Annotated in this window: 13 protein-coding genes; 3 read left to right on the top strand and 10 right to left on the bottom strand. The window is 40.5% G+C overall.

What is annotated here, in order from left to right:
* Nucleotides 1–3 precede the first annotated feature (3 nt).
* The 10 genes from ACNR9Q_RS03895 to ACNR9Q_RS03850 all read right to left on the bottom strand — a co-directional run bounded on the left by ACNR9Q_RS03895 (nucleotide 4) and on the right by ACNR9Q_RS03850 (nucleotide 12,077).
* Nucleotides 4–1,155, bottom strand: a complete 1,152-nt coding sequence (locus tag ACNR9Q_RS03895) for a serine hydrolase domain-containing protein (protein ID WP_419213297.1) — start codon at nucleotides 1,153–1,155, stop codon at nucleotides 4–6.
* Between the two features lie 6 nt (nucleotides 1,156–1,161).
* Complete coding sequence (locus ACNR9Q_RS03890) at nucleotides 1,162–1,695, bottom strand: GNAT family N-acetyltransferase (protein WP_419213296.1); 534 nt, start codon at nucleotides 1,693–1,695, stop codon at nucleotides 1,162–1,164.
* Between the two features lie 37 nt (nucleotides 1,696–1,732).
* Entirely contained in the window at nucleotides 1,733–4,105 is a 2,373-nt protein-coding gene (locus tag ACNR9Q_RS03885; RefSeq protein ID WP_419213295.1) for a prolyl oligopeptidase family serine peptidase, read from the bottom strand.
* 309 nt (nucleotides 4,106–4,414) lie between these two features.
* Nucleotides 4,415–4,783, bottom strand: coding sequence for a hypothetical protein (locus ACNR9Q_RS03880; protein WP_419213294.1), 369 nt, complete (start codon nucleotides 4,781–4,783; stop codon nucleotides 4,415–4,417).
* Between the two features lie 576 nt (nucleotides 4,784–5,359).
* On the bottom strand, nucleotides 5,360–6,016 hold the full coding sequence (locus ACNR9Q_RS03875; protein WP_419213293.1) for a CoA transferase subunit B: 657 nt from the start codon (nucleotides 6,014–6,016) through the stop codon (nucleotides 5,360–5,362).
* A 5-nt stretch (nucleotides 6,017–6,021) separates the two neighbouring features.
* On the bottom strand, nucleotides 6,022–6,723 hold the full coding sequence (locus tag ACNR9Q_RS03870) for a CoA transferase subunit A (protein WP_419213292.1): 702 nt from the start codon (nucleotides 6,721–6,723) through the stop codon (nucleotides 6,022–6,024).
* Between the two features lie 111 nt (nucleotides 6,724–6,834).
* The gene (locus ACNR9Q_RS03865) at nucleotides 6,835–9,177 is read right to left on the bottom strand and encodes a penicillin-binding protein 1A (RefSeq protein WP_419213291.1); all 2,343 of its coding nucleotides are present in this window, start codon (nucleotides 9,175–9,177) and stop codon (nucleotides 6,835–6,837) included.
* A gap of 3 nt (nucleotides 9,178–9,180) precedes the next feature.
* Nucleotides 9,181–9,666: a gliding motility lipoprotein GldH gene (locus tag ACNR9Q_RS03860; protein ID WP_419213290.1), complete on the bottom strand. Its 486-nt coding sequence runs from the start codon at nucleotides 9,664–9,666 to the stop codon at nucleotides 9,181–9,183.
* Entirely contained in the window at nucleotides 9,659–10,840 is a 1,182-nt protein-coding gene (locus ACNR9Q_RS03855; RefSeq protein WP_419213289.1) for a PSP1 domain-containing protein, read from the bottom strand. Before ACNR9Q_RS03855 ends, ACNR9Q_RS03860 begins: the two co-directional genes overlap by 8 nt.
* Nucleotides 10,841–11,045: 205 nt before the next feature.
* Complete coding sequence (locus ACNR9Q_RS03850; protein WP_419213288.1) at nucleotides 11,046–12,077, bottom strand: rhodanese-related sulfurtransferase; 1,032 nt, start codon at nucleotides 12,075–12,077, stop codon at nucleotides 11,046–11,048.
* A 357-nt stretch (nucleotides 12,078–12,434) separates the two neighbouring features.
* Here ACNR9Q_RS03850 and recA point away from each other — a divergent pair, with 357 nt between their 5' ends.
* The 3 genes from recA (at nucleotide 12,435) to ACNR9Q_RS03835 (ending at nucleotide 14,544) form a co-directional block, all read left to right on the top strand.
* Nucleotides 12,435–13,442, top strand: coding sequence for a recombinase RecA (gene recA / locus ACNR9Q_RS03845; protein ID WP_419213287.1), 1,008 nt, complete (start codon nucleotides 12,435–12,437; stop codon nucleotides 13,440–13,442).
* A gap of 87 nt (nucleotides 13,443–13,529) precedes the next feature.
* Nucleotides 13,530–13,955 (top strand): hypothetical protein, encoded by a 426-nt coding sequence (locus ACNR9Q_RS03840; protein WP_419213286.1) that lies wholly within the window; start codon nucleotides 13,530–13,532, stop codon nucleotides 13,953–13,955.
* Between the two features lie 22 nt (nucleotides 13,956–13,977).
* Nucleotides 13,978–14,544 carry an RNA polymerase sigma factor gene (locus tag ACNR9Q_RS03835; RefSeq protein ID WP_419213285.1) on the top strand — a complete coding sequence of 189 codons (567 nt, stop codon included), beginning with the start codon at nucleotides 13,978–13,980 and terminating at the stop codon, nucleotides 14,542–14,544.
* Nucleotides 14,545–14,560: the final 16 nt, after the last annotated feature.

Genomic DNA, 14,560 nt, shown 5'->3' with positions numbered 1-14,560 from the left:
TTATTAGTTTAACGCAGCGGTTACTTTGGTCATGAATTCTCCGATGGTATTCGGTTCTAACCAACGCGTAACCACCACCACGTCATGTGCTTTGTCAATGACGATAAAATTTCCTCCAAAACCTGCCGCGTAAAAAATGTCTTCTGAAAGCCCTTCCCAATGCCGGTCTCCTTTTTGGTTCAACCACCACATATAGCCATAATTGGGATTGGGTTGCGAAGGCGTCGTCGCTTTCTGAATCCAAGCCGATGAAATCAATTGCTCGTTCTTCCATTTACCATCGTTCAAAAATAACATCCCGAAACGGGCCATATCCTCGGCACTGATGAATAGTCCGGCGCCGGAGTGACCACCACCGGTGACCGATTTCATTTTGATTCCGTCAATTTCGGTCCAAGCCTTATCATACCCGAACCAGCGCCAAGTGGTAGAGGCTCCAATTTTATCCATAATCCGCTCCTTTAGCACTAAGGGCATGGGTTTTCGCCAAACGTGGGTAAGGGCGTAGGCCAAAACGTTTACCCGAACGTCATTATACTCCATGACCGTACCGGGTTCCTTGGGCTTCTCCAACCTCCAATCATCGATATCCCCTTCACGTGGAGGTCTGTCGGCCCAATCCTTTCCACCCCAGAGTTCTCCCGACCATGCCGAATTTTGTTGTAACAAATGCTCCCAAGTAATCTTCGAGTTATGGGTACCCTCAAAGGTACCGTCCCAGATATAATTACCGGCTAAATCTTTCGTGTCCGCAATGAGTCCTTGGTCCTCTGCCAAGCCGGCCATCGTACTTAAAAAACTTTTGGTGACACTAAAGGTCATGCCCACCCTTTTGGTATCGCCCCACTGGGCCACTACATACCCATTTTTAAGAATCATGCCGGCCGGTCCGCCCCGTTTTTTGGTGGGACCCAGAATTTTATGGAAAGGCTCCCGTTCAAATCCTTTCAAAATTGCGATACGCAAATCTCGCGAACCGGAATATTCATGGGCTTCGGCAAATTGGACGACGGTTTTTAATTTTTCAGCATCTATTTTAAAGGATTCCGGAGATTTGGTTGCCCACGTTGCATTGGCTTCCGGAAAAAAATAGTCCTGTGCCGTTACCTGTCCGAAGGAAATGGATAGAAAAAGTAGGATATAAGCGAATTTCATGGTGGATTATTTAGGGTACAAGGTAGTTAAATCAAAACGCATCAACCAATCGGTTTGCTCATCGGAACCGATAAAATAGGGATGGGTTCCAAATTTTTGGAAACCTTGACGCTGATAAAATTGAATGCCCCGTTTATTGTGCTCCCAGACGCCAAGCCAAAGCAGGGTTTTGTGTTTGTTCAACGCCAGTTTTTTGACCTTTGTCACTATTTGTTCCCCTAGACCTGACCCTTGATATTCACATAAAACATAGATACGCTCCAGTTCCATGCTGTCCTCCAATTGGAGATCGCTTTGGGCATTGCCTACATTCAATTTCACATAAGCTGCTATCGCATCCTGAATCGTTATAAAATAAAAAAAGGTTTCGGGATTTGACATTTCTTTGGCTACCGTTTCGCTAGCAAATGCCTTCTCGATATACACCTTAAAATCGGTAGGATCATTGTCCTTTTCGAAGGCATCGACAAAGGTCTTCCTTGAAATGTCGACCAATTGGTCCAAATGACCCATATGACATTGCACGAACTTGACTTCCATTTTTATAGGATATATACGATTGACTTTTATCTTAGTTTTATTTACCTACTAGGGTTTCCTGAAACAGTTTGAAAATACGCCTGTACTCATCCGTCCAACTACTGGGTTCTACAAAGCCATGGCGTTCTACGGGATATACGGCCATTTCCCAATCTTCCTTACCCAGTTCAATCAACCGTTGAGAAAGCCGTACCATATCCTGAAAGTGCACATTGTCATCGACCATACCGTGTAAAATCAATAGTTTGCCCTCTAAGCCTTCGGCAAAATAGATGGGCGAACTACGCCTATAGGCCAAACTATCGGTTACGGGCGTATTCAAAATATGGGCGGTATACGGATGGTTATAGGCGGCCCAATCCCCAACGGAACGTATGGCTGCCCCGGCACTAAAGCTTTCTGGAGCATTGAACATACCCATAAGTGTAATGAATCCGCCATAGGAGCCCCCGTAAATCCCTATTTTATCAGCATCCACACCATAGTTCTCTACCAAGTATTTGGCACCGTCCACCTGATCGGAAAGGTCCTTACCCCCCATATGGCGATAGATACCCGTTCTCCAATCGCGACCATAACCGGCACTTCCGCGGTAATCAATGTCCAAGACCGTGTACCCGTTGTCCACTAAGAGGTTGTGAAACATATATTCCCTGTAATAGGAACTCCACCATTTATGTGCATTCTGTAAATACCCGGCACCGTGGACGAAAATTACCGCCGCCTTATTCTTTACATTGGAGGCTGGAGTGTACAATCTCGCATGAACCTCAGCACCATCTTCGGCTGAAAAGGTGATGATTTCTGGATCTTTCCATTGATAGTCTTCAAATTCCTCGGTATTGGATTTAGTAATTTGAATAGCTTTCGAGTTTTCATTGTAAACCGGATTATCCTGCAAATACAATTCCGTAGGGGTGTTGGAATAGGAATACAGCATCGCCATTTTGGTTTCGTCTGGAGAGAGGGTTACTTCATTATTGCCCACCCTATTCGTTAATTGCCGAAGTCTACCACCTTTTAAGGGCATGGTATAGAACTGCCGGTCACCCGGATGGTTCTTATTCGCGGTAAAATACCAACGTTTTTTATCCTTGGCGATAAAAGGGTCATAGATTTCAAACGCGCCTTCGGTCAAGGCCGATGTATTTGCGCCTTTCATATCGGTAAGGTACAAATGGGAATAGCCTGATTTTTCGGACTGAAACCAGATGTGCTTACCGTCTGGCATCCAACCCAGATCACCCCCATCGAACCAGCCGGTAATTCCCGGTCCAGCTACCCAAGCCTCATCATGTTGACGGTCCAATTGGGTAACGGTAGCGGTTTCTGCATCCAACAAAACGATCCAACGATCTTTATAATTACTTGCCTGAATATCAAGTATAGCCTTGGAACCATCCGGATGCCAGGTAGGTGAACTGACACCACCGATAGGATGCTCGTTTTCATAGGGTTTATCGGGATAATCCTTTGTAAACTCGGGTATATCGGTTAGTCCCTCTAACCCTTCCAATGTAACTTCGGTAGTTTTTCGATTTTTTATATCATACACAAACAGTTGGTAGGTAGGAAGCTCATCGCCCACTTTCGTTCTAGTGGTCTGATCTTCTGTATAACCCGATTCGGTAACATAGTGGGGAACGATGGTGGACTTGTTCTTTTTTGTATCCATCAATACATAAGTAACGTAACGGCCTTTAGGATCTAGGTTTTGATGTACGACGCGTTTATCGCCGATTTCGATAGGTAAAGGTTGTTTACGCTCCCATTTTTTACGGATGCTATCTCCTAAATCCCGTTTTTCTTTACGTTCCCTAAGTACACCGAATAGTTCGAGCTGATCTTGATACAACCATTCCTCTTTAGGACTTCGCTTAGGCTCCTCCTCGATTTTTTTGACAAAATCGGTAATTTGTTCAAGTACTCCGGTTTCCATGTTCCAAGTGAATAGATTATCATCCTTTTCAAAAGCGACTTTCGTACCTACACCTGTAAAATGTGGATTAGATTCCCTTTCCTGTGTTTGGGTTATGGCCAACGGAATATTGGTATTCTCATCCAGCAAAAAAATATCGCCCTTTTTCGCATAAACACTTTTGTTCAGGGTTGGATGTTTTATCCTTCGTGTAGCGGGAAGTTCCTCCGCCGTCAAAAAATCAACTTTCTCAATTTTTTCGCTTTTCAACTGATAGCGATAAAGTGAGTCGCTAAAAGCCATATCAGGATTCCAATCAAAATAAATAGCGGACTGGTCCGTTGCCCAAAAAACACCGGATGGTCTATGGCCGATAAAATCGTCCCCTTTCATGATATCCTTAATTTTTAAGGTCGAAACATTCGATTCTTGTCCGAAAACAGGAAGTATATTTACTAATAAAACAAAATAGTAGAAAATGTGCTTGATCATAGACATTCAATAATTTAAGATTGGATAAAAATATTCTCACAAGCCTTAAAAATAGGGATATTTTGAACCATGTGAATATGCTTCGAAAAATAAATAGCACAAACTACCTAATTTTTGAAGTGCCCTTCATTCATTCAATAACTGCTACTTTAAAATTGAAAATAAAAAAAGGAGCAAATTACTTTGCTCCTTACCGGGGGAAATTTTTTCAATTTAGGACTTGGGTCAGCATAACCATCTTATTAGTTTTGAAATGCCTAAGCGAAGTAGGTCAATTGTTGGTGGGACTACTATATTTTAAAAGCACTATTAATCTTGTTTTTCTGCAAATATCTTTCCTTCCATTCGGACAAGAATGGTTGCCTCTTCTGTTTTCTTCATTTCAACCAAATCATCAGGGAAATCAGTACCGGGATAACTTACAATATAAGTGCCATTCTCTACGGTCCATTTAAAATCGGTCAGAAAGACGACCTTACCATCTTTGTACCCATGAAAACGCCCTAAATAGACATCATTGAAAATCCACTCTTCATTATCCACAACCATCTTTTTTGTATTGGTCGCCGTCTTCACCGTATTTTGCCAAATACCGATTATAGGATCATTATTTTCTTCAATCTTTGAACAGGAGGAAATAAGGCTCAATAACAAAAAGAGATTTAAAAAGGCTTTCATAGTAAAGTAGGTTAAGTTTAGGGAGTGATTTGGGATTCACAACCAATAATAGTTCAAATATATGTGGCCTTTTTCTTACAAAAAATATTATGTGGTGAAAATCACCGTGGCTGTGGTGAACCACGTTAAATTTATCTAAACCTTCTACCTGATTAAAAAATCTGAAGTAAACATGCTACTTATGGACTACAAAGAAGTAACAGGTTAAAATCAACCGAGCTATAAAAAAGAATTAAGAATAGAGAACGTTGTAAAACAATTAAAGCAAAAAAAAAGAGCGACTTAGGAAAGTCGCTCTTTGGTAATGCGTTAAAAAGTGATTTAAAGCATAAATAACTTTTTAGTAAGTCGTAAAAATCCGCTGAAAAAATCATTGCGGTACACTTGAACTTTTTCTTCTGATGCGATGTGGTTAAATTGGGAGTCCATCTAGGTTAAGTATTAAAAGGTTAATTGGGTTTTTTGTTCTTCCTAAAGATACATTCATCTTGTTCATTTTAGAAAATTATTGTTGTGTAGGATATTCAAAATGTTGTGAAAAAAATATTATTTGAATTTCATCGATATACAACCATGTCAATCAATCCCCATTTCCGCAACTTCCCCTTTTATAATCAGTCTACCTTCAGTAGCTTTTTTAATCTCATCAACAGTAACCCCAGGAGCTCTTTCTTTTAACAAAAATCCATCTTTCGTAACTTCCAGTACGGCCAAATTGGTCACAATAGTCGTAACACAACCCACCCCGGTCAAGGGCAGTGAGCACTTTTGCAACAATTTAGACTCCCCATCCCTATTCGTATGCATCATGGCGACGATGATATTTTCTGCAGAGGCGACGAGGTCCATGGCACCCCCCATTCCTTTTACCATTTTACCGGGGATTTTCCAATTTGCGATATCCCCATTATCGGCCACCTCCATAGCGCCTAGAATGGTCAGGTCAACATGCCTCCCCCTGATCATTGCAAAACTAGTGGCCGAATCGAAAAAAGAGGCACCTGGCAAAGCCGTAATCGTCTGTTTACCCGCATTTATTAAATCGGCATCTTCTTCCCCATCAAAAGGAAAAGGACCCATGCCCAAAATTCCGTTTTCACTTTGAAACTCAACGCTAATATCATCCCTCACAAAATTGGCAACCAATGTTGGAATGCCAATTCCCAAGTTTACATAATACCCATCCTTTACTTCTTTCGCGATGCGCCTTGCGATTCCGTTTTTATCTAACATAGCTTTTATTTCTTTTGACGTACGGTTCGTTGCTCTATTCTCTTTTCGTAAGCTGACCCCTGAAATATTCGCTGTACAAAGATGCCCGGAATATGGATTTGATTAGGATCTAATTCCCCTTCAGGAACCAATTCTTCCACCTCAGCAACCGTTATTTTGGCTGCACCACACATACAGGGATTAAAATTTCTTGCCGTTCCTTTGAAAATCAAATTACCGGCCCTATCCCCTTTCCAAGCCTTTACAAACGCAAAATCAGCCTTGAAGGCAGCTTCGAGAATATACATTTTGCCATCAAATTCACGAACTTCTTTTCCTTCGGCGACCTCTGTTCCATATCCTGCCGGAGTAAAGAAAGCTGGGATACCTGCTTGTGCCGCCCTACACTTTTCAGCCAAAGTACCTTGTGGGGTTAGTTCCACTTCCAGTTCACCACTTAACATTTGACGCTCAAATTCAGCGTTCTCCCCTACATAGGAGGAGACCATTTTTTTGATTTGTTTTTTTTGAAGGAGTAGGCCCAGACCGAAATCATCTATTCCTGCATTATTGGAAATACACGTGATATCCTTTACCCCGATGTTAACCAACTCTGAAATGGCATTCTCCGGAATTCCACAGAGACCAAAGCCCCCCAACATCAGCGTCATGCCGTCTTTTACACCCCTTACTGCTTCTGTTACGCTTGCTACCGTTTTACGAATCATTTTTACTGTTCAATTATGATATTACTAAAATAAAGGAATTATATGGGATAAATAAAAAAGACCCTCGCATTAACAAGGGTCTTTTTTGAATTCTTCAAAATAAGTAAACTTTTAAAAATCAAGATCTTCTAAATCGTCCTCCAAATCATTATCCAGCTTCATTTCGGCTGCAAACTTGCTACAATCCAATTCTATGGACATATCTTCGGGCCTTTGAAAATCGTCTTGAGATATACCCAATTCTTCATTGGCATAGTTCTTCTTCATATACAACCCCCAAATTGGCAGTGCCATAGAGGCACCTTGACCATAAGCTGTACTGTTAAAATGTATTGCTCTTTCATCACCACCTACCCAGACTCCGGTAACTAAATTCGGAACCATGCCCATGAACCAACCGTCGCTATTATTTTGTGTCGTACCCGTTTTACCGGCTATTGGATTAGTGAATTCATAGGGATATCCTGTAATCACTTCTTTGTAAACCGAATTGTTCTTACCATAGGTATGTCGTAATCTAGCACCGGAACCACTTTCTGTTACCCCTTTCATTAAATCTACCATGGCATAGGAAACCTCCTTACTCAAAACATCCTTTGTTTCTGGAACATATTCATATAAAACCGTACCATCCTTATTTTCAATACGGGTCACCATGACCGGTTTTACATATACACCTTGATTGGCAAAAGCACCGTATGCACCCACCATATCGTAAACATTAGCATCTAAGGTACCCAAAGCAATCGAGGGCACCTCGGGAATATCTCCTGACATTCCTAAATTCTTGGCTATTGCCACCACTGATTTTGGTCCCACTTTATCAATTAACTGGGCGGTTACCGTATTCACTGAATTGGCCAATGCATTCTTAAGGGTCAACTCCTTACCAGAATATTTAAAATCTGAATTTCTAGGGCACCATGGTTCAGGATTGCCATGTTTGCCTGCTTCAATACAGTATTGGGTATCAGGTAATGTTTCACAAGGCGATAGCCGTAATTGATCAATTGCCGCTGCGTATACAAAAGGTTTAAAAGTAGAGCCTACCTGCCTAGAACCTTGAATTACATTGTCATATTGAAAATGTTTATAATTAATGCCACCAACCCAAGCTTTTACATGCCCGGTTTGTGGTTCCATGGACATCATGGCCGCTCTTAGAAACGTTTTATAATAGCGAATGGAATCTCTAGGGGTCATAATGGTATCTTTTTCCCTGATATCGCTCTTCCAATCGAAAACGGTCATCTCGGTCTTTTTGTCAAAGGATTCTCGAATTTCCTTTTCAGATTTTCCTTCCTCTTTCATCAAACGCCAACGGTCTGAAGTTTTCATGGCCCGTTCCATAATACCCTGGGTTTCCTCTGGGGTGAGGTCTAAAAACGGCGTCGTCGGATTTCTGTCCGGAGTATTTTGATGAAAAAACTCTTCCTGAAGATTAGCCATATGCTGATATACAGATTCCTCTGCATTCGCCTGCATTTTAGAATCAATAGTGGTGTAGATTTTGAGTCCGTCCAAGTATAAATTGTACCGATCACGTTCCCCTTCGATTGCCGGTTTTGGATGTTTGTCAATCCAACCTTTCATAAACCGTTGCAAGTACATCCTAAAATAGGTAGCCAATCCTTCTCTATGGTTTTCCGGATTATAATTGATATCCATTCGAAGCGCTTGAAGCGAATCTTTTTCTTCTTCGGTAATGTAATCATATTTGGCCATTTGCGCTAAAACCACATCCCTACGGTTCTTTACCATTTCTTCTCTACGCAGGGGGTTAAAGAGCGATGAATTTTTAAACATGCCTACCAACATGGCAGACTCCTCAATCTTTAAATCTTTGGGTTCTTTACCAAAATAGATACGGGCCGCAGAACGGATGCCGTCTGCATTGTTTCCAAAGTCATAGATATTAAAATACATACTGATGATCTCTTCCTTCGTATAACTACGTTCTAAGCGTGTGGCCAAAACCCACTCCTTGATTTTCTGTTTTATGGCATCGAACTTACTACGAGAACGCACTCCTACGAACAATTGTCTTGCCAACTGTTGCGAAATGGTACTTGCCCCCCCTTTCGTGCCCAAAAATACAAATGCTCTAAAAGTACCCCTTGCATCGATACCGGAATGGTCACGAAACCTGGCATCCTCAGTAGCTATTAAAGCGTTTACCAAGTTATCGGGTAAATCATCGAATTTGACATCGGTACGGTTATCGTCCAAGTAGAATTTTCCTAAAAGATTACCATCGGAAGATATAATTTGAGAAGCTAGATTGGTCTGAGGGTTTTCAAGGTATTCATAAGGAGGTAACTCCCCGAAAAGACCCCAAGAAGCCGATAGGAAAATCAAGGCCACCATGGCAATTCCTGTCACAAATAAAATCCAGAACCATTTAATGAATTTAGAAAAATTGTTGGTTGTTTTCTTTTTTACCGCTCTTGCCATAGTTTACGGGTTGCTTTTTGTTATTTCTATACCCACATCTGTAATACCCTCTAAGCCCACGATACCGGAAACAGTTCCATTTTTGCGCATGGCATGGGAAACTTCTATTGTATATACGCCAGGGGAAGGGAAAACGATGTTTTCCTTATACCACAATTTATTTTCTTTGATACTTCCACTTCCTTTTCCAAGCCAAGTGCCGTCTGGCATGGCCATGGTGTATTCTAAGGTGTCTTTAACTACTTCCCCTTCTGGAGAGGTTAACGCAGCGATAATAAAAAGATTGCTATAGGGGAAAGTGTTATCGTTACGTACATTGATAAAAACATCATATTTCTGTACAGTATCCATTTCATTAAAGGTGAATTCAAGTACTTCATCTTTATTCCAAACCCCTTTACCCAAGGTTCGGTATTCAGACATAATTACATTGGTATCACATGAAACCAACGACAGGGCTATCATTAATGAACAAAAAAGACTACGCATTCTTTTGATTTCTTTTTCTATTCCTGTTCTTGTTGCGGTTTCGATTCTTGCCTTTGTTCTTGTTTCTATTGCCACTACCTTTAGGTTTATCGAAACGGGTAAGGCTATCCTGACCCACCACATTTTCAAAAACCACTTTTTCTTCCGCCTCAATTTCAATGGCGTACATTTCTAAACTAGCGACTTTCTCTTTCTTTTTATTTTTCTCAAGAATCTCATTCACCTGATCTTTGGACAGGACATGCCAATTGCCAGGATTATCTTTATATGAAAACCATAGCGTTTCCTTGAAAATGTCAGTTTTCTGGCAAAAGGCCATTCCTTTGTCCGTAAATAATTTCGTATCCTGAGCGGGAAAGTCTTTAAGCGCATCTAAATACACATCCAACTCGTAATTTAGACAGCATTTCAACTTGCCGCATTGTCCCGCCAATTTTTGAGGATTCAAGGACAATTGTTGATAACGTGCCGCAGAAGTGCTTACCGACCTAAAGTCGGTCAACCACGTTGAGCAACACAATTCCCTTCCACATGATCCTATACCTCCCAAACGCTGTGCTTCTTGTCGGTACCCAATTTGACGCATTTCGATTCGAATACCGAATGCTTTGGCCATATCCTTAATCAATTGTCGAAAATCGACACGCTCATCGGCGGTATAATAAAACGTTGCTTTAGAACCATCACCTTGAAACTCAACATCCGAGATTTTCATTTGAAGTTTTAGGATAATGGCTATTTCGCGTGCACGCTTTTTGATTTCCTCTTCCCTATCCCTGCATTTCTGCCAGATATCAATATCTTTTTGACTCGCTTTTCTATACACCTTGGGCGCATCAGGAGCATTAAAATCCTCCTTTTTACGCTTCATCTGTACCCGCACTAGTTCTCCTGTCAAAGTGACCATGCCTATATCGTGCCCGGCTTGGGCTTGTGTGGCGACAATATCGCCAATGGAAAGTGAAAGATTTTCTGTGTTCTGGAAAAATTCTTTCCTACTGTTTTTAAATCGTACTTCAACAAAATCGAATGGCCGTTCCCCATTGGGGAGCGACATGTTGGAAAGCCAATCAAAAACTGTTAATTTATTGCAACCATCTGTACCGCAAGTACCGTTATTCTTGCATCCCTTTGGTTGTCCATCCTTACCGGTAGAACAACTACTACAACCCATATTATATATATTGATTTGGCCGAATCTTAATAGATTCACCAAAAAAGGTTCATAAAAAACTTATAGGTAAAGATACTATTTTTTTAATGCGATATAAAGCAGTTGTCGGTTCATAGTTATCAGTAAATTATATGGGTTGGCAACGAAAGGTCAAAAACACCAATGAAGGTGCCTTTCACAGTCCTGAAATGAACTTTTGCAAAAATTACTTTTTAAATTTCAGTACCTCAGACCGGCCTTTCTTGAATATCTTGTTGCTCACCACTTTTCCTTTACGCAATGCTTTTTGTTCTTCATACGGCAGTTCATGAATTTTCTTACAGGCTTCTGAACAGCAATGGTTCATCTTTTCTGCACAAGCCGCACATTGAATAAACAATAAATGACAAGCCTCATTGGCACAGTTAACATGCTCATCACAGGGTTCGCCACATTGGTGACAATTGGCGATGATGTCATCACTAATACGCTCTCCCCTTCTATGGTCGAAAACGAAGTTCTTGCCCATAAACTTGTTCTCCAATTTACGTTGTTCGACCTGTCGGGTATACTCTATGATTCCGCCCTCTAATTGATAAACCTGTTCAAAACCCTTATGCTTATAATAAGCACTTGCTTTTTCGCACCGTATACCACCGGTACAATACATGACCAGCTTTTTATCCTTTTTATGGTCGGCCAGGTCACGCTCTATAATATCCAACGAATCGCGAAAGGTATCGACATCTGGCGTAACTGCGTTTTTGAAATGTCCTATTTCACTTTCATAATGGTTACGCATATCGACCAAAACCGTATCTGGATCTTCAATAAGTTCGTTGAATTTTTCGGCATCTACATGAATGCCTTTGTCGGTGACATCAAAACTAGCATCGTTCAACCCGTCGGCAACAATCTTGTGGCGCACTTTTACTTTCAATTTTAAAAAGGAAAGATTGTCTTGCTCAATCGCAACGTTCAATCGTACATTTTCCAAGAAAGAAATACTGTCTAAATGATTTTTAAAAACTTCGAAGTTTTCTGCCGGAACGGATAATTGGGCATTTATGCCCTCATGGGCGATATAAATGCGCCCGAGAACGTCCATTTCATTCCAATGAACGAACATGTGATTTCTAAATATACCCGTGTTGGCAATGTGTGCATATTTGTAGAAAGAGATGGTAAGGCGTTCCTTTCCTGCTTCTTCTATAAGCGTTGCTCTTTCCTTAGCACTTAATGTATTGTACAGTTGCATGCTATACCAATAGTTTTAAGTTAAAGAAATATTTTGAGATGCAAAAGTAAGGATTTATGCTAAATTAAGTCGTTTGAAAAATTCCGAATAGCCTAACTTTTTAATTAAAAAGAGCCTTGATTACTCAAGACTCTTTGTCGACTATTCCATTTTTTTCTTCTTCATAGCATTCTTTCAGAACCCAAAAAAAGGAGATAGTCACCAATATCCGTTGCCACTAAAAACAACGGATTATAACCATTTACCCAAATTACATTTTTTATAAGATAGGATTTACTTAAAATGGTTGCGTAATCCTTATCAATATTATACAATTCAAAAAAGAAATGGTAATTTAGCTTTCCTAAAAATCAAAAAATGAGTTCCGAAAAAGAAGCAAAATTAAAAGCATTAAAGTTGACCCTCGACAAGATGGATAAAACCTACGGAAAGGGTGCTGTAATGAAAATGGGGGACAGTGTTGTTGCAGATGTAGAGGTCATTCCTTCCGGCTCATTAGGACTGGATATCGCTTTAGGGGTTGGCGGATACCCAAGGGGTAGGGTTATTGAAATTTACGGACCAGAATCCTCTGGTAAAACTACCTTGACTTTACATGCGATTGCCGAAGCCCAAAAAAATGGTGGTATCGCAGCATTTATTGATGCGGAGCACGCTTTTGATCGTTTTTACGCCCAAAAACTGGGGGTTGATATAGACAATTTAATCATTTCACAACCCGATAACGGAGAACAAGGATTAGAAATCGCCGATAATTTAATTCGTTCTGGTGCAATCGACATCGTAGTTATTGACTCCGTCGCCGCTTTGACCCCGAAGAGTGAAATTGAAGGAGAAATGGGCGATTCTAAAATGGGGCTTCATGCTCGTTTAATGTCCCAGGCTTTGCGTAAGCTTACAGGCTCTATCAGCAAAACGCACTGTACCGTAATCTTCATAAACCAGTTACGTGAAAAAATCGGGGTAATGTTCGGCAATCCTGAAACGACTACTGGTGGTAATGCCCTTAAATTCTATGCTTCGGTTCGTCTAGATATTAGAAGATCTACACAGATCAAGGATACCGATGGTAACGTTCAAGGGAATAAAACCCGTGTAAAAGTGGTAAAGAACAAAGTAGCGCCACCCTTCCGTACGACAGAGTTTGATATTATGTATGGGGAAGGTATTTCTAAGGTGGGAGAAATCATCGATCTTGGTGTGGAATACGAGATCATAAAGAAAAGTGGCTCTTGGTTCAGTTATGGCGACACCAAACTTGGCCAGGGTCGTGACGCAGTTAAAAGTTTACTTTTAGACAATCCTGAACTTTTTGAAGAGTTGGATGCAAAAATAAGAGAAGCCATAAATGCGTTGAACAAATAGTATTTAAAACCATTTAAGCTTAGTTTTTAGCAAGAGGCCCACGCAACCATTTTCCATAATCTTCATCTTGATAACAAAAATATTACCATGATGAGGAAAAAGAGTATGCTGTTACTGGCGTTATCAGCTTTAATTTTAAGTAGTTGTTCCATTGAAGATGATGAACCAAATTTTCATTTTACCGCTTTAGAGATTGTATCTGCAGAAGTGCCGGATGCTTTTGAATTAAACGAAACCTATGTGATAAAAGTAGCTTACCTAAAGCCCAATGAATGCACTTTTTATGAAGGTTTCAATGTTGTAAAAGAAGACACTACGGTTAGGAATGTAGTGGCCGTAGGTTCTGTAAGAGTAGATTTCGAAGCCTGCACCCAAGCTGTTGTCGAAGAAACAAAAACGTTTGATTTTAAAGTAATTTACACGGATCCCTACACGTTTAAATTTTATACGGGCGATAATAGCGAAGGGGAACCAGAATACCTGGAAGTGGTTGTGCCGGTAAACACACCTTAACCTAAAAATTAACCGACCATTTGTGAGTCTAGAAGAACTCATACATAATTGCAAAAAAGGAAACCGAAAAGCACAGGAACTACTCTATAGGACCTATGCTACTACCTTATTTGGCATTTGTTTGAAGTATTCCAATTCTAAAACCGAAGCAGAAGACAACCTACACGACAGTTTCATGACCATTTATGAAAAAATCGGTCAGTTCAGCAATAAAGGTTCCTTTGAAGGATGGATGAAACGTATTACCGTAAATACTGTTTTACAGAAATACAGGAAGGAAGAATATTTAAATGTGGTTTCCGATAACATCGAGGAAGAAGTTACGGTAGATGGAGCTTATAGCGACATCAGCCTACAAACTTTATTAGGCTACATACAAGAATTACCAACCAAATACAAGGCAACCTTTAACCTCTATGTTTTGGATGGGTATACCCATAAAGAAATAAGTGATGTGTTAGGCACATCAATTGGAACTTCTAAATCAAACCTTGCGAGAGCGCGGATTTTGTTAAAGGAAAAAATAGAAACGAAGGCATCCCAATCCAGTATCGGAATACTGATGCTTATCATAACTCATTTTTTATAATCGGATGTATTATAAA

It is taken from the genome of Maribacter sp. X9 (genome assembly GCF_048537565.1).
Taxonomy (GTDB): domain Bacteria; phylum Bacteroidota; class Bacteroidia; order Flavobacteriales; family Flavobacteriaceae; genus Maribacter.
Note: the sequence above shows the minus strand (reverse complement) of the source record. Positions and strands in the feature narration are given on the sequence as shown.